11 protein-coding genes are annotated in these 16,608 nt (G+C 73.8%); 3 read left to right on the plus strand and 8 right to left on the minus strand.

What is annotated here, in order from left to right; genetic code table 11:
• Positions 1-106: 106 nt before the first annotated feature.
• The 6 genes from ACFZCY_RS23800 to ACFZCY_RS23825 form a co-directional block, all read right to left on the minus strand.
• A complete protein-coding gene (locus tag ACFZCY_RS23800; RefSeq protein WP_391176662.1) occupies positions 107-1,057 on the minus strand; it encodes an alpha/beta hydrolase-fold protein in 951 nt (316 codons plus the stop codon).
• A 13-nt stretch (positions 1,058-1,070) separates the two neighbouring features.
• Positions 1,071-5,042: a beta-ketoacyl synthase N-terminal-like domain-containing protein gene (locus ACFZCY_RS23805; protein WP_391176666.1), complete on the minus strand. Its 3,972-nt coding sequence runs from the start codon at positions 5,040-5,042 to the stop codon at positions 1,071-1,073.
• A complete protein-coding gene (locus ACFZCY_RS23810) occupies positions 5,039-6,814 on the minus strand; it encodes an AMP-binding protein (protein ID WP_391176668.1) in 1,776 nt (591 codons plus the stop codon). The genes ACFZCY_RS23805 and ACFZCY_RS23810 overlap by 4 nt, the downstream gene beginning before the upstream one ends.
• A 46-nt stretch (positions 6,815-6,860) precedes the next feature.
• Positions 6,861-8,399, minus strand: coding sequence for a carboxyl transferase domain-containing protein (locus ACFZCY_RS23815; RefSeq protein ID WP_391177217.1), 1,539 nt, complete (start codon positions 8,397-8,399; stop codon positions 6,861-6,863).
• Between the two features lie 256 nt (positions 8,400-8,655).
• On the minus strand, positions 8,656-9,060 hold the full coding sequence (locus ACFZCY_RS23820; protein ID WP_391176671.1) for a hypothetical protein: 405 nt from the start codon (positions 9,058-9,060) through the stop codon (positions 8,656-8,658).
• Positions 9,061-9,260: 200 nt separating this feature from the next.
• Positions 9,261-10,451 carry a CorA family divalent cation transporter gene (locus ACFZCY_RS23825; RefSeq protein WP_391176673.1) on the minus strand — a complete coding sequence of 397 codons (1,191 nt, stop codon included), beginning with the start codon at positions 10,449-10,451 and terminating at the stop codon, positions 9,261-9,263.
• A 359-nt stretch (positions 10,452-10,810) separates the two neighbouring features.
• Between ACFZCY_RS23825 and ACFZCY_RS23830 the strand changes: the two genes are divergently transcribed.
• Positions 10,811-11,395 (plus strand): TetR family transcriptional regulator, encoded by a 585-nt coding sequence (locus ACFZCY_RS23830; RefSeq protein ID WP_391176676.1) that lies wholly within the window; start codon positions 10,811-10,813, stop codon positions 11,393-11,395.
• Positions 11,396-11,427: 32 nt separating this feature from the next.
• Here ACFZCY_RS23830 and ACFZCY_RS23835 read toward each other — a convergent pair whose 3' ends face one another.
• Positions 11,428-12,279 carry a LuxR C-terminal-related transcriptional regulator gene (locus ACFZCY_RS23835; protein WP_391176679.1) on the minus strand — a complete coding sequence of 284 codons (852 nt, stop codon included), beginning with the start codon at positions 12,277-12,279 and terminating at the stop codon, positions 11,428-11,430.
• A gap of 111 nt (positions 12,280-12,390) precedes the next feature.
• Between ACFZCY_RS23835 and ACFZCY_RS23840 the strand changes: the two genes are divergently transcribed.
• Together ACFZCY_RS23840 and ACFZCY_RS23845 are read left to right on the plus strand one after the other, a co-directional pair.
• Positions 12,391-14,100, plus strand: a complete 1,710-nt coding sequence (locus tag ACFZCY_RS23840) for an AMP-binding protein (protein ID WP_391176682.1) — start codon at positions 12,391-12,393, stop codon at positions 14,098-14,100.
• Between the two features lie 65 nt (positions 14,101-14,165).
• The gene (locus ACFZCY_RS23845; protein WP_391176685.1) at positions 14,166-15,875 is read left to right on the plus strand and encodes an AMP-binding protein; all 1,710 of its coding nucleotides are present in this window, start codon (positions 14,166-14,168) and stop codon (positions 15,873-15,875) included.
• A 6-nt stretch (positions 15,876-15,881) separates the two neighbouring features.
• On the opposite strand, the gene ACFZCY_RS23850 is transcribed toward ACFZCY_RS23845, so the two are convergent.
• The gene (locus ACFZCY_RS23850) at positions 15,882-16,601 is read right to left on the minus strand and encodes a neutral zinc metallopeptidase (RefSeq protein WP_391176688.1); all 720 of its coding nucleotides are present in this window, start codon (positions 16,599-16,601) and stop codon (positions 15,882-15,884) included.
• Positions 16,602-16,608 lie beyond the last annotated feature (7 nt).

A 16,608-nucleotide genomic window follows, 5' to 3' on the forward strand; every position in this document is an offset into this window, starting at 1 on the left:
AACCGGAAGCGACTCACCCGCGGGCCGTTGCCCGGCGGGCGCGGGACACGTCCGGGATTGGACGGAAGTCCCCTGCGCTCCGTTCCGTGCCCCGACGGCACCGGCCTCACTCCGGCACCCCCAGCGCACCGGCGAGCATCGGCCACGACGCGGTGAACTCCTTCTTCCAGTAGGCCCAGCTGTGCCCTCCTCCGGCGTAGTAGTGGGTCGTGACGGGGATGCGGAGCAGCGCGAGCCAGTCGGTGAAGGAGTGGGCGGAGGGCCACAGCACGCTCTCCAGCGCCTCGGGGAGCCAGTCGCCGATGCCGCCGATCACTCCGCTGCCGCTGGACACGTACAGCTTGGTACCGCGCAGCCCCTCGGCGCGGGCCCGCGGGTTGAAGTCGCGCCAGGTGAGCAGGTTCAGCACCGGGCTGCCCCACAGGGAGCGCGGTGGCAGCAGCTCACGGGCCACGATGGCGTCCATCAGGGCGGGCACACCGGGCGCGGTGGTGTCGATGATGCCGCTGTAGGAGGCCGCGGCGGTGAACGACCCCGGGTGGCGCGCCGCGTGCGCCATGGCGCCGTAGCCGCCGGTGGACACCCCGGCGACGGCCCGGACGCCGGAGGCCCGCCAGTCGCGCGCGAGCAGCGCGGGGACCTCGCCGAGCTGGAACGTCTCGTAGTCGGGGCCGCTGCGCCACGCGGTGGGAATCCCGGTAGGGCCCGCGTCCGGCATCGCCACGATCAGGTCCCGGCCCTCGGTGAACGCCTCGATGTCCGTCTCCCGGGTCCAGGACGTGTAGTCGTCGTGGGCGCCGTGCAGGAGATACAGCACGGGGTACGTCCGCTCGGGGTGGGCGTCGAAGCCGGACGGCAGGATCAGCCGCACCGGCGCGCTGCGGCCCAGCGCGGCGGAGGGCACCGACAGGTCGAAGGTGCGCGGCCCGAGCCGGGTCACGGTCGTGCTGGTGGCGGCGTGGGCTGTGGCGGCGCCGGACACGACGGCCAGCCCGGCGGCCGCCGTGGCTCGGACGACGGCGCGCCGGGACACTCGGGCAGTGCGGTGGTGGGACATGGCGGCTCCTCGGTCAGGTTCGGCGGGCGAGCCGCCGCCGCAGATCGGCGGCGATCTCGTCCACGTACGGCGGGTCGAGCAGCGACAGATGGTGGCCCGCGACCCGTACGACCGTCAGGCGCGGGCACACCTCGTCCCAGCCCAGCGCCTCGTCGTCCCGCTCGTACGCGGGGTCGCGCACGGTGTGCGGCGCGGGTTCGCCGGCCCGGTAGAGCACCACCCGCCCGTCGTGGCGGCCCGGCCGGTGGGCGTCGCCGATCCTCAAGTCCAGGTACGAGGAGCGCTGGTGCTCCAGCGCGGCGGGCGGCACATCGGCGGCCTCGCGCAGGGCCCGCAGCACGGTGTCGATGCGCTCGCCGTCGTCGTCCATCGCGACCAACTCGTCGTACGGAAGGTCCAGTTGAACCCCGTAGGTGTCGGCGACATGGCGGGCGAAGCCGGTGAAGTGGGCGCGGATCCGGTCGGCCGGTGTGCGGCCGGGCTGCGGGAGGGGCCGTACGGAGTCGATGAGCGCCACGAGCGCCACCTCCCGCCCGGCGGCGGTGAGCTGCCGCGCGGTCTCCTGGGCGACGAAGCCGCCGAAGGACCAGCCGCCCAGCAGGCAGGGCCCGTCGGGGTGGGCGGCGACGATGGCCTCGGCGTAACGGCGCGCCTTCTCGGCCACCGTACGGGCCTGCTCCAGCCGCTCCAGCCCGTACACCGGCCGCTCGCCCCCGAGCCGTTCGGCGAGCGCCCGGTAGACGTCGGTCGTGCCGCCCGCGGCGTGGACGAGGAAGAGCGGCGGCCGGGAGCCGGTGGCGTGCAGGGTCCGCAGCGGGGAGTCCTTCGTGGGCAGCGCCCGCTGGATGCGCGCGGCCGCCTCCGCGATGGTGGCGGCGCCGAGCAGCTCGCGCAGGGGCAGCTCGATGGCGAACTCACGCTGCAGGGCGGTGCGGATGCGGACGGCCATCAGGGAGTCCAGCCCGAGCCCGGCGAGGGCGGTGTCCGGTGTGACGCGGGCGGGCGGGTGGCCGGTGACGGCGGCGATGTGGTGGCACACCCGGGCGGCGACCGAGGTGTCCTCCTGGATTTCTGCCACCGGTGCCACCGGCGCCACCGGTGCGTCCGTGGCACCCGCACGGCCGTCCGTCCACCAGTGCCGCACATGCCGCCAGCGCGGCGCGGGCAGGTCGATGACGCGGCCGGGCGGCGGCGGCAGGCGCACGCCCGCGGCGTACAGGGCGCCCACCTGGGTGAGGAAGGCGGCGTAGCCGTCGGCGTCCCGGCGCAGGGTGCCGAGGGCCAGAGCGCCGGGCGCGGTGTCGGTCACCGGCCGCGTCAGCACTGGATGCGGCGAGATCTCCACGAACGCGCGGTGGCAGTCGGCCGCCGCGGCCGCGATCGCCCGGTCCAGGCGCACGGGCCGCCGCAGGTTCGCGGCCCAGTGGGCGGCGTCGAACACGCTGACGCCACGCGGATCGTCCAGCACGGTGGAATAGACGGGAACGCGGGGCACCGCGCCCCGGATGTCGGCCAAGGCGTCGGTCAACTCCGCGAGCAGCGGCTCCACTTGAGGCGAGTGGCCCGCGCCCACCACCCGCATGGCCCGGGCGGCCCGCCCCTCCCGCTCCAGCCCGCGCACCAGCCGGGCCACCGCCGGTTCCTCGCCGGTGACCACCTTCTGGCCGGGGGAGGAGTGCACGGCGACGTGTACGCCGGGGAAGTCCCGCTCCAGCGCGCCGAGTTCGCCGTCGTCGAGGTCGACCACCGCCATGGCGCCGCCGCGCAGCCCGCTGAGCAGCCGGGCCCGTACGGCGACCACCCGGGCCGCGTCCGCCACCTCCAGGGCGCCCGCGCACACCGCGGCGGCCACCTCGCCCATGGAGTGGCCCACGACGGCGGCGGGCTCGACACCGTACGAGCGCCACAGCTCGGCGAGCGCCACCTGGAGGCCGAACAGGACCGGCTGGGCGACTTCCAGGTCCTCCAGACCCTCACCGGACGCCAGATGGTCGTACAGGGACAGCCCGCACTCCGGGGCGAGCCGCGCGTCGAGCTTTTCCACGGCGGCCGCGAAGGCGGGTTCCTCGGCCAGCAGCCGCCGCCCCATCCCGGGCCACTGGCTGCCGTACCCGGAGAACACCCACACCGGGCCGCGCCCGGCCAGATCCCGGTCGTCGGACACGACCCGTTCGTGGGGGCTTCCTGCCGCCAACGCGCCCAGCCCGTCGGTGAGTTCGGCGTGGTCACGGGCGACGACCGCGGCGCGTACGGGCCCGCGTCCGGTGCGCCCGGCAAGGGTGCGCGCCACGTCGGCGGGGTGCGCTGCGCTCCCCTCGGGCGTACGGAGCCAGGCGGCGAGCCGGTCCGCGGTGTCCCGCACCCGTACGGGGTCGACGTCGGAGAGGAGGTGAAGCCGGGCGGACGCCTCCGGGACCGGGGCGCGGCCCGGCCGCCACTCCTCCAGCACCGCATGGGCGTTGGTGCCGCCGAAGCCGAACCCGGACACCCCGGCGGTGGCCGTGCCGCCGTACCGGGGCCACGGCTCGGCCTCCGTCACGACCCGCAGCGTCACGTCGTCCAGGGCGCTGCCCTCGGCGCAGTGCAGCGACGGCGGAACGACGTCGTGGTGCAGCGCGAGCACCGTCTTCACCAGCCCGGCGATGCCCGCGGCGGACTCCAGGTGGCCGAGGTTGCCCTTGACGGAGCCGAGCAGCAGCGGCTGGTCGGGGTCGCGGCCCGCGCCGAGCACGGCGCCGAGCGCGCCCGCCTCGATCGGGTCGCCGAGCGGGGTGCCGGTGCCGTGCGCCTCGACGTGGTCGACGCGCGCCGGGGCCAGCCCGGCCCGGGCGTACGCGGCCGTCAGCAGGGCCCGCTGGGCGGCGGGGTTGGGCGCCAGGAGCCCGTTGGAGCGGCCGTCGGAGTTGACGGCCGTGGCGCGGATGACGGCGAGGACCCGGTCCCCGTCCCGCTCGGCGTCGGACAGCCGCTTCAGCAGCACGGCCGCGCACCCCTCGGCGCGCCCGATGCCATCGGCCGCCGCCGAGAACGGCTTGCACCGGCCGTCCGGCGCGAGCGCCCCCGCCCGCCGGAACGCGACGGTGACGGTGGGGGAGAGCAGCAGATTGACCCCGGCGGCGATCGCCGTGTCGCTCTCGCCCGTGCGCAGGCTGACGCACGCGTGGTGGACGGCGACCAGCGAGGACGAGCAGGCCGTGTCGACCGCCATGGACGGCCCGCGCGCGTCCAGGACGTACGACAGACGGCCCGCGGTGACGCTCAGCGCCCCACCGGCCGGCGCCCAGGGGTCGACGGCCGCCGGGTCGGCGCCGGTGAGCTGACCGTACTCGGGCGCGGAGACCCCGACGAAGACGCCGGTGGCGGTGGCGGCCAGGGACGCGGCGGGGACGGCGGCGTGGTCGAGCGCTTCGTGGACGACCTCCAGCAGGATCCGCTGCTGCGGGTCCATCACCGCGGCCTCGCGCGGGGTGATGCGGAAGAAGTCCGCGTCGAACCCGGCGATGTCGTCCAGATAGCCGCCGTACGGGGGCGCGTCGGCGGGCGGGAACGCGGTGAAGTCGCGCCACCGGTCCTCCGGGACGCGCCGGATCGCGTCCGTGCCCTCGCTCAGCAGCCGCCAGTAGTCGTCCGGGCCGTGCACACCGCCGGGCAGCCGGCAGCCGACCCCGATGACCGCGATCGGTTCACCGGACGAAGGCGGGGGCGGCGGCGGGACGACGGTGGCGGCCGGACCGGCCTCCGGCGCCGTCTCGCACAGACGGGCCACCAGGGCGTCGCCGGTGGGTGCCTCCCACAGCAGGGTCGCGGGCAGCTCGCGGCCCGTCGCGCGGGACAGCTCCCCGGCCAGGACAACCGCGTCCCGGGAGGACATGCCCAGGTCCGCCAGCGGCCGGTCCATCGGGACGTCCCCGGCCGCCGTGCCCCGCCAGGCGGCCACCCGCTCGGCGACCAGGCGGCGCAGCGCGCCCTCGCTCACGTCTCTCATTCCGCGGCCTCCGGCGACGCGTAGGCGCCCGCGAGATAGCGTTCGCGGGTCAGCGCCCGCGACACCTTGCCGCTGGAGGTGCGGGGCACGGTGCCCGGCGGGACGAGGACGACGTCGGCGAGCCGCAGCCCGTGCCGGTTCGAGACGGCCGCGCGCACCTCCCGCACCAGGGCCGGTACGTCGATCGCGTCCAGGGCCGTGTTCCGCGCGTGCTCCGCCACGACGACCACCCGCTCACCGGAGGCGCCGGGGATGCCGAAGGCGGCGAGCCGGTCGCGCCGCACGGCCGGATGCGCTTCCTGGGCCGTGGCCTCCACGTCCTGCGGGTAGTGGTTGCGGCCGTCGACCACGATGAGGTCCTTCAGCCGCCCGGTGACGATCAGCTGCCCGTCCAGCACCGTCCCCAGGTCACCGGTGCGCAGCCAGCCACCCGGATCGCTCCCGGTATCGGCGAACGTGGCGCCGAAGACCTGGCGGCTGTACCGGTCCTGGTTGCGGTAGCCGCGCCCCACGTTGGGGCCCCGCACCCAGATCTCGCCGACCTCGCCCTCGCCCAGCGCGGCCCGGGACACCGGATCGGCGATGCGGACCCGCTGGCCCGCCGGGGTGCCGCAGCCGGCCAGCAGCACGGCCGTCGGGTCGTCGGGCCGTGCGGGCAGCGCCTTCCCGGTGGCGAGCGCGTCACGGTCGAGCGCGAACCGGCGCAGCGGCTCCCCGGGCCGGGCCGCGCTGACGAAGACGGTCGCCTCGGCGAGCCCGTACGACGGGCAGTGGGTGTCCGGTACGAGGCCCTGGGCGGCGAACGCGGTGTGGAAGCGGTCGGCCGTGCCGGGGCGTACCGGCTCGCTGCCGTTGATCAGTGCGGTGATGCCGTCCAGCCGCAGGCCCGCCTTCTGCGCTTCGGTGACGGTCTGGGCGCAGTAGTCGTAGGCGAAGTTGGGCGCGGCGCTCACCGCGCGCGGGTGCGCGGCGAGCAGCCGCAGCCAGCGCACCGGCTCGTGCAGGAACGCGACCGGGTCCATCAGCGCCGACAGCAGCCCCCGCACCACCGGGGCGGCGACGCTCAGGACGAGCCCCATGTCGTGGTACAGCGGCAGCCAGCCCACGCAGGTCACCGGCCGCGTGTCGGCGCCGTAGGCGGTGAGCGCCTGGCGGGCGTTGGCGACGACGTTGGCGTGGGTGATCTCCACGCCCGCCGGGAGCCGGGTCGAGCCGGATGTGTACTGGAGGTAGGCGACCGCCGTCCCGTCCGGTGTGCCCGGCGGCCCGTCGTGGGCGGCGGCGTCGGGCACCTGGTCGGCGGCGACGACGGGGAGGGACCGGTCCGCGCAGAACTCCCGTACCTCCTCCAGGGCGCGGCCCGTCGTCACGACGACCGCGGGCCGCGCGTCCGCCAGGACGGCCGACAGCCGGTCGCCGTGGCCCGGCAGGCCCGGCGGGTACAGGGGTACGGCGACCAGCCCGGCGGCGAGCGCCGCGAGGAAGGCGGTCACGTATTCCGTCCCCTGCGGGCACAGCAGCGCGACCCGCGCCCCGGGCTCGGCCTCGGCGGCGAGCCGCGCGGCCACCGCCCGGATCCGCAGGTCCAGGCGCCGCCAGGTCAGCGTGCGGTGGACGCCGCGCGAGTCGGGGGCGGGGTGCTCGACGAAGGTGAACGCCCGGCGGTCCGGGGTGGTCCCGGCCCAGTGCCGTACGTACTCCGGCAGACTCCGGAAGGCGGGCGCGGACGCGGGCGCGGACGCGGTTGTGAGCGGCGTGCGGCGGCTGTCCATCGGGCATGGCTCCTCACATCGCGGGACAACTGGAGGGGAGAGCGGGTCAGAGCGGGATGTTGCCGTGCCGGCGCTCCGGCATCGGTGCGCGCTTGCCGCGCAGCGCGCGCAGGGCGCGGCAGACGTGGGAGCGGGTATCGCGCGGGGCGATGACGGCGTCGACGTAGCCGCGCTCGGCGGCGAGGTACGGGGTCCCGTACGTGCTCTCGTACGTGGCGAGGAGCCGGGCCCGCAGCGCTTCGGGGTCGTCGGCGGCGGCGAGTTCGCGCCGGTGGAGGACGCCCACCGCGCCCTCGGCGCCCATGACGGCGATGCGCGCGGTGGGCCAGGCGAGGTTGATGTCGGCGCCCAGGTGCTTGGAGCCCATCACCGCGTACCCGCCGCCGTACGCCTTGCGCACCACCACCGTGACCTTGGGGACGGTCGCCTCGGCGTACGCGTACAGCAGTTTGGCGCCCCGCCGGATGATCCCGGCCTGCTCCTGCCGGACGCCGGAGAGATAACCGGGGACGTCGGCGAAGGTCAGCAGCGGGATGCCGAACGCGTCGCAGAACCGCACGAAGCGCGCGGCCTTCTCGGAGGCGTCGATGTCCAGGACACCTGCGGCGTGCAGCGGCTGATTGGCGACGACCCCGACGGAATGGCCGTCGACGAGGGCCAGCGCGCAGATGATGTTCGGCGCGAACAGCTCCTGGGTCTCCAGCAGTTCGCCGCCGTCGACGACCGCGCGCAGGATGTCGCGCATGTCGTAGGCCTGCCCGAGCCGGTCCGGCACGACCGTATCGAGACATGTCCCGGCGGGCGGCGCCGGTGCGTAGCGCGGGGGCCGCTCCAGGTTGTTGGCGGGCAGGTACGACAGCAGGTCGCGCACGGTGCCGAGGGCGGCGGCCTCGTCGGCGGCGAGGAAGTGGGCGTTGCCGTTGACGGTGTTGCTGGTGCGGGCGCCGCCCAGGTCCTCGGCGGTGGTGCGCTCACCGGTGACCGCCTCGATGACATCGGGTCCGGTGACGAACATCTGCGAGGTGCCGTCCACCATCACCGTGAAGTCGGTGATGGCCGGGGAGTACGCGGCGCCGCCCGCGCACGGACCCAGGACGACCGAGATCTGCGGGATCACCCCGGACGCCCGCACATTGCGGCGCACCAGCTCGGCGTAGAGCGCGAGCGAGGCGACCCCCTCCTGGATGCGGGCGCCACCGCCGTCGTTGAGCCCGATGACCGGGCAGCCGGTCTTCAGGGCGAGATCCATCAGGGCGATGGTCTTCTCGCCGAACGCCTCGCCCATGCTGCCGCCGAAGACCGTGGAGTCCTGGGCGAACACACAGACCGGACGGCCGTCGACCGTGCCGTGCCCGGTGACCACTCCGTCGCCGTACGGGCGGGCGGCGTCGTCCCCGGTGGGCCGGGCCCGCACGAACAGGCCGGTCTCGGTGAACGACCCCGCGTCCAGCAGCAGATCGATCCGCTCCCGGGCGCCGTACTCGCCACGTCTGCGCGGCCCGCCCGGCGCGGTCGCCAGCTTCCTGCGGCCTTCCAGGTCGATGATGCGGTCGGATGTTCGGGATGTTGTCGCCTCTGGCGTCACTGCCACCTCCGAAGGGGCCTTCGAATATGGCAGCGCCGGAGGGGCGGACCGGGTCCATCGCCGTCGCGTGTGGCCGAGGTGAGTCCCGCGGGGCCGCGGTTCGTGCGGGGATGACAAGGTGGACGGCGCACGGACGCGCCGAGCGCCCACCGGACAGGTGAGCCCGAGTGGGCGCCGCTTCTCTGCTTCAGCAGCCGGCCTTCGCATTGCCGCGGAAGGTCATCCCTCTCCCGCTCTCGTCACCGCCGGGCCGGGTCTACCAGGTGTAGCTGCCGCTCCTCGCGTAGCGCGCCGATCCGTTCGCACCGTCCTGCACCCAGACCCTGTACGAGATCACGTCCCCACTGCTGGGCGACGGGTAGAAGCTCTGCGAGCTGCTGCACGCGCCATACCCACCCGTGGTCTGGAGATTGAGGGTCTGTCCCGCGTAGCTGACCGTCGCCTTGGCCCTCATCCCGTCAGAGGCGTCGTCACAGACCTGCCATTCGGCTCCCGCCCATCGGTCCAGGTACAGGGTGGCCGAATTGTTCGTCGTGCTCAGGCACACGTCGTAGCCGCATGCCGAGGTACCGGTGCCGATCGCATGGGCCTGCGTGGCCGGAAGGCCGAGAGCCGCGGCCGCTGTGGCCGCGGCCGCCAGGGTGATCAGTCGGGATCTCATGAGTCGTCTCCTCGGACGTGGGAACAGCTGGCCGTTGGTCGGCCTGCTCCAACGAGCACCGAGTCTTGCGAGAAGCGCTGAACAGGGGCAATGACAGCAGGCCGTCCCGGACAGGCTGTCGATGTCCGGGCTGGTCAGAGCCGTGTCCGGCGCTTGTCCAGGACGACTCCGGGACGACTCCGGGAAGACTCCGGGCCGCGTCAGAGCCAGTCGCGCCGCTTGAAGATGACGTACAGGCTGACGCACACCACCGCCATCAGCAGCAGCGCGAAGGGATAGCCGAGCACCCAGTGCAGCTCCGGCATGTGCGTGAAGTTCATGCCGTAGATGGTGCCGACCAGGGTCGGGGCGAACAGGATGGCCGCCCACGCGGAGATCTTCTTGACCTCCTCGTTCTGCTCGAAGCCCGCCTCGGCCAGCGCCCTCATCTCGGCGTTCTGCTGCTGGGTGACGAGGGTGGCGTTGACCGCGAGGATGTCGGTGAGGGCCGAGCGGAAGCCGTCCACGCGCTCGCTGGTGTGGGTGACGTGGTCGGCGACGTCCCGCAGATAGCGCTGCAGCTCATCGTCGGTGCCGTACTTGTCGAAACCGGCCATCAGCCCGCGCAGCATCCCCACCAGCGGGCGGGTGGCGCGCTGGAACTCCACCATTTCGCGGGAGAGTTCGTAGATGCGGCGCGACACCGCGGGGTCGCCGCGGAAGACCTCGGTCTCGATCTCGTCGATGTCGTTCTGCACGCCCGCCACGACCGGGGCGTAGCCGTCCACGACCGCGTCCAGGATGGCGTACAGCACCGCCTCCGGGCCGAGGGCCAGCAGCTCGGGGGCCGACTCCATCCGGGCGCGCACCGCCGACAGGTCCGGGGCGGCGCCGTGCCGGACGGTGATGAGGAAGTCGGGGCCGACGAAGACGTGCAGCTCGCCGAAGTCCACCTCCTCGACCGCGTCGAGGTAGCGGGCCGCGCGCAGCACGACGAACAGCGTCTCGCCGTAGCGCTCCAGCTTGGGCCGCTGATGCGCCTCCATCGCGTCCTCGATGGCCAGCTTGTGCAGATCGAATTCCTCGGCGAGCGACAGCAGCTCCGCCTCGGTCGGCCGGTACAGCCCGATCCACGCCATCGCGCCCGGCTCCTCGCGCAGCCGCCGGAAGGTGGCGGCCAGGCTGTCGGGCGTGCCGACCCGGCGGCCGTCGCGGTAGACGGCCGCGTCCACCACGCTCTGCTCGTCGGCGACCGCCGTGCCGTCGACCGCGGCGGGCGCGGACTCGGTGCCCGGCGGGCCCGACGCCCCGGCCCCGGAGCGCGGGCCGTGGCCCGCCGCGCGCGTCACCGCGGGCCGCAGCCAGGGGTACTTCTTCAGCGGGCGCGGGGTGTGGGATCGGCGCTCGGACATAAGGGGTCCTTTACGGGTAGCTGGCGCCGGGCCGCGCTGAGCTGTGTCGCGCTGCGTTCAGTGCGGCCGGGACGGGGTGGCGGCTCGCGGCATACGACTGGGAGGTTCGCTGGTCATCGCGTGCACCTCACCTCCTTGTCGCGCATCCCCTGGGCACCGGGCGCGTGAGGGCCGTGGGCGCCCCGAGCGCGGACCACGGGCCTCAGTGCAGGATATCCCCCGATATGCCCAGGCGGCGGCCGGGGCGGCCGGATCCGGAACCATTCGCTCCGGAGTGGTCTCGTGGCGTCGATGTGCCGTCCATGAGAACGGGTACCCGCTCCTGGCGTGCCCACGACCGTTTGCCTACGATTGTTGGCATGGACGATCCCGGGCCCGGCCCCTGCGGCGGCGAACCCCGCCTGACGGGCGCCCGGAGCGCCGACCGCACCCGCGCCACCATCCTCCGCGCCGCCCGCGCGCGCTTCGCCCGGCGCGGCTACGAGCGCACCACCATCCGCGCCGTCGCCGCCGACGCGGCCATCGACGCCTCGATGGTCATGCGCTACTTCGGCAGCAAGGACCAGCTCTTCGACGCGGCCCTCACCATCGACCTGCGGCTGCCCGACCTGACCGCCGTGGCCCGCGACGACCTCGCGCGGGTCCTCGTACGCCACTTCCTCGACCGCTGGGAGGGCGACCCCGCCGACGACGCCCTGCTGCTCCTGCTGCGCTCCGCCGTCACCCACGAGCGGGCCGCCGAGCGGCTGCGCGAGATCTTCGCCGCGCAGGTCGCGCCCGCCCTCGGCGACGCGGTCGACCCGCGCCGCGCCGGGCTGGTCTGCGCCCAGCTCCTCGGCCTCGCCCTCACCCGCCATCTGCTGCGCGCCCCGGGCGTGACCGCCCTGACGCCGGACGAGGTCGTCGAGCTGTACGCCCCGGCCCTCGCCGCGGTGCTGACGTAACGCCGCCGCACGGTCACCGCACGATGGAACCCCTACGGCAGCAGCCCCGCGCGGCGGGCCTCGACCACCGCGTGCAGGCGGGTGTTCGCCCCCAACTTGCGCATGCACGACCGCAGATAGCTCTTCACCGTCTCCGGCCGCAGCCCCAGCCGGTCGGCCGCCGCCGAGTTCGTCGCGCCCGAGGCCACACAGGCCAGGACGTCCACCTCGCGCGGGGACAGCTGCACACATCTGCGGGTCGCCCGGTCGCGGCCACCGCCCGACGAGGCGCGGGCCAGGCGGCCGCAGGCGCTCAGGATCTCCGCCCGCAGCTGCGGATCGGTCACCCGCTGGGCCAGGGCCCGCAGGTCGACATGGGCCGCGCGCACCTCTTCCCAGACCGCCGGGTCGGGCCCGGCCTCCGGCACCGGCTGCTCCGCGACCGCCATCAGCCGCCGCGCCTCGTCCTGCGCGGCGAGGATCCGCTCCAGCTCGCGGGCGGCCTCCACCGCCGCGCTCAGGGCGCGGTCGCCGAGGATCAGCGGCTGCCGCAGCGCCCCGTACAGCAGGCCGCGCACCCGGCCCCGGACGACCACCGGGACGGCCATCATCGAGCGCAGCCCCTCGGCGCCGACCGCGCCGTCGTACTCGTGGCTGATCGCCCGCGAGACCGGGTAGTCGATCACGGATATCGGCCGGGACAGGGTCAGGACCTTGCCGCCGAGCCCGTTGCCCGCCGCGATGGCGAGCCCACGCAAGGAGTCCGTGGTGGTCCCGGTGAGTTCGGAGATACGGAACTGCTGGGCGCCGGAGAACAGTCCGCCGAAGGCGACGGGCAGCCCGCCGCGCCGGCGCATCCGCAGCAGCGCTGTCCGTACGTCGACGGCACGCTCCGATTCCGCCACGGTCGCCTCCCCGAAACGTCACCACCCCCGTCCGGGGGTGGTGAGACCCAGATCACCCGTCGCACGATGCTAGCGAGCGGCACCGCAATTCAGGAGGAAGAAGTGACAGCAATGAGTCCGTCTCACGAATTCCGCGTGGCACGGGACTTCCTTCTCGACCGCCGCGAGGATTACGCGGCGGCGTATGAAGGGTTCAGCTGGCCCCGCCCGGACCGTTTCAACTGGGCCCTGGACTGGTTCGACCAGATCGCGGAAGGAAACGGCCGCACCGCTTTGCACATCGTGGAGGAGGACGGCCGGGAGACCCGGCTGAGCTTCGACGCGATGCGCCGCCGCTCCGACCAGGCCGCGAACTGGCTGCGCGCCCGGGGCGTGCGGCCGGGGGACCGGATCGTGGTCATGCTCGGCAACCAGCGGGAGCTGTGGGAGACGGCGCTGGCGGCGATGAAGCTGCGCGCCGTCGTCATCCCCGCCACCCCGCTGCTCGGCCCGCTGGACCTGGCGGACCGCATCGTCCGCGGCCGGGCGAAGCACGTGATCGTGCGGGCGGAGGACACCGGCAAGTTCACGGAGGTGGCGGGCGACTACACCCGCATCGCGGTCGGCGGCGCGCCGGACGGCTGGCTGGCGTACGAGGACGCCGGGACGGACGCGGTGCCCGACGAGATCCCGGACGGGGCGACGGCCCTGGCGGACCGCTTCGTACCGGACGGGCCGACCCGCGCGGACGACCCGCTCATGCTCTACTTCACCTCCGGCACCACCGCTCAGCCCAAGCTCGTCGAGCACACCCACATCTCGTACCCCATCGGCCATCTGTCGACGATGTACTGGATCGGCCTCAAGCCCGGCGACGTCCACCTCAACATCTCCTCCCCGGGCTGGGCCAAGCACGCCTGGTCCAACCTCTTCGCGCCCTGGAACGCCGAGGCGACCGTCTTCATCCACAACTACGCCCGCTTCGACGCCACCCGGCTCATGGCCGAGATGGACCGCTGCGGCGTCACCACCTTCTGCGCCCCGCCCACCGTCTGGCGCATGCTCATCCAGGCCGACCTGACCCAGCTGCGGCGCCCCCCGCGGGAGGCCGTGGCCGCCGGTGAGCCGCTGAACCCCGAGGTCATCGAGCACGTCCGGCGCGCATGGGGGGTGACGATCCGGGACGGCTTCGGCCAGACCGAGACCGCCGTCCAGGTTGCCAACACCCCCGGCCAGCCGCTCAAGACCGGCTCGATGGGCCGCCCGACCCCCGGCTTCGGCGTCGTCCTCCTCGACCCGGTCACCGGCGAACCCGGCGACGAGGGCGAGATCTGCCTCGACCTGACCGGCCGCCACGGCCGCCCCGTCGGGCTGATGACGGGGTACGAGGGCGACGAGGAGCGCACCGCCGAGGCCACCGCGGGCGGCTACTACCGCACCGGCGACATCGGCTCGCGCGACGCGGACGGTTATGTCACGTATGTCGGGCGCGCGGATGATGTCTTCAAAAGCTCGGATTACAAGATTTCGCCCTTCGAGCTGGAGAGCGCCCTGCTGGAGCATGAGGCGGTCGCCGAGGCCGCCGTCGTCCCGGCGCCCGATCCGGTGCGGCTGTCCGTGCCGAAGGCGTACATCGTGCTGGCCGAGGGCTGGGAGCCGGGTCCGGAGACGGCCAAGGTGCTGTTCGCGCACTCCAGGGCGGTGCTGGCGCCGTACAAGCGGGTGCGGCGGCTGGAGTTCGCCGAGCTGCCCAAGACGGTGTCCGGCAAGATTCGCCGGATCGAACTACGCGAACGCACGGCGATCGGCGACGGCGTCGAGTTTCATGAGGGAACCTCATGAACAGCAGCTCCCCTACATGCTCCCCTTCATGCGACCGACACGGCATGTGACCGCAAGGAGACACCATGACCGAACCGATCCCCGGCGACCCGCCACCGGCTCCCGCCGCCCTCTCGTACGCGAGCGGCACCGGCGACCTGCCGCTGCTCGGCGACACCATCGGTGCCAACCTCGCCCGGGCCATCGAGGCGTACGGCGACCGCGAGGCGCTGGTCGACGTCCCCTCCGGCCGCCGCTGGACGTACGCCGAATTCGGCCGGTCGGTCGAGGCGGTCGCGCTCGGGCTGATGGCCAAGGGCGTCGGCAAGGGCGATCGGGTCGGCATCTGGGCGGTCAACTGCCCCGAATGGGTGCTGACGCAGTACGCCACCGCCCGCATCGGCGCCGTCATGGTCAACGTCAACCCCGCCTACCGCGACCATGAGCTGCGGTACGTCCTGCGGCAGGCCGGGGTGTCGGTCCTGGTCTCGTCCACCGTGCACAAGGACAGCGACTACCGCCGCATGGTCGAGCAGGTGCGCGCCGAATGCCCCGCCCTGCGCGACGTCGTCTACATCGGCGACCGCACCTGGGACGGGCTGGTGCGCGCCGGGGAGGGGGTGCCGCCGGAGAAGCTGGCCGAGCGCGAGGCCCGGCTGTCCTGCGACGACCCGGTCAACATCCAGTACACCTCGGGCACCACCGGCTTCCCCAAGGGCGCCACCCTCTCCCACCACAACATCCTCAACAACGGCTACTTCGTGGGGGAGACCGTCGGCTACACCGAGCGCGACCGGATCTGTCTGCCGGTGCCCTTCTACCACTGCTTCGGCATGGTGATGGGCAACCTGGGCGCCACCACCCACGGCGCCTGCGTCGTCATCCCGGCCCCCACCTTCGAACCGGCCGCCACGCTGTCCGCCGTCGAACGGGAGCGCTGCACCTCGCTGTACGGCGTCCCCACCATGTTCATCGCCGAGCTGGCCCTGCCCGACTTCGCCACCTTCGACCTCTCCTCGCTGCGCACCGGGATCATGGCCGGATCGCCCTGCCCGGTGGAGGTGATGCGGCGGGTGGTCGCCGAGATGCACATGGCGGAGGTGTCCATCTGCTACGGCATGACCGAGACCTCCCCGGTCTCCACCCAGACCCGGCGCGACGACGACCTCGCGCGCCGCACCGGCACGGTCGGCCGGGTGCTGCCGTACGTCGAGGTCAAGGTCATGGACCCGGCCACCGGCCTGACCGTCCCCCGCGGCACCCGGGGCGAACTGTGCACCCGCGGCTACTCGGTGATGCTCGGCTACTGGGAGGAGCCCGGGCTGACGGCCGAGGCCATCGACCCGGCGGGCTGGATGCACACCGGGGACCTGGCGGTGATGGACGACGACGGCTACGTCCAGATCGTCGGCCGGATCAAGGACATGATCATCCGCGGCGGGGAGAACGTGTACCCGCGGGAGATCGAGGAGTTCCTGCACACCCACCCCAAGATCGCCGATGTGCAGGTGGTGGGCGTCCCCGACGAGAAGTACGGCGAGGAGATCCTGGCCTGCGTGATCCTCCGCGAGGGCGCCACCACGCTCACTCGCGACGAACTGGCCCGCTTCTGCCGTGGCCGGCTGGCCGCCTTCAAGGTGCCGCGCCATCTGCGCGTCATGGACGCCTTCCCGATGACGGTCAGCGGCAAGGTCCGCAAGGTCGAGCTGCGGGAGGCGGGCGCCCGGGAACTGGCCGGGGTGCCGGAGACCCGTACCGACCCGGACCGCAGCCCCCAGCCCCAGACCACCCGATGAGCGGCCCTACCGCACCGCGTCCGGGAGGCAGCCCCTCACCCCGGAGTCGGCGCCCCGGCTGAACGCCGACACGCGCTGCGAGGCGTTGCCGTGGTCGGAGGTGTTCGTCCACGGCGTCGCGTCGGCGAGCGCCGACAGCGCGTCGGCCAGCTCGTCCGTATCGCCGTCCTCGAAGGTCAGGGTGTGGTCCCGCGCCGCGCCGAAGAGGACGGCACCGGCCAGGCAGTCGGCCTGGAGTTCGCGGGCCAGGTCGACCAGGCCCGCGTCCAGCCGGTTCTGGACGGCGTGCCCCCACTCATGGGCGATCACCAGGTAGACCCAGGCGTCGCCCCGCCGATGGCCTGCCCGCATCAGGTCCATGTCCCACGCCACGTAGTCGCCGCCCGGGCAGTAGACGGCGTTGTCGTCGGGGAGCGGGGTGCCCCCGCAGGAGGGCGCGCCGGCGGCGGCGCCGTCGTACGCCCCCAGGACCCGGGGCGGGCGGTAGGCGCCGGTGAAGAACTCGCCCCAGTGGGTGGACCAGTAGATGGTGGTGCTGGACACCGCCGCGTCGATGTCCCCCTCCACGCTGTCCCCGGTCCCCGGACCGGGGACGCCCGCGCTCCGGCTCGTCCCCGCAGGCCGCGGCAGCCCGCTCCCGCCGCAGCCGGAGACGGTCAGCAGGGCCAGGACGGTCAGAAGGGTCAGGACCGCCGCCGCGATCCTCGGACACCACGGAACAACCATCGAATGC

It is taken from the genome of Streptomyces sp. NPDC007983 (assembly GCF_042958345.1).
Lineage (GTDB): Bacteria > Actinomycetota > Actinomycetes > Streptomycetales > Streptomycetaceae > Streptomyces.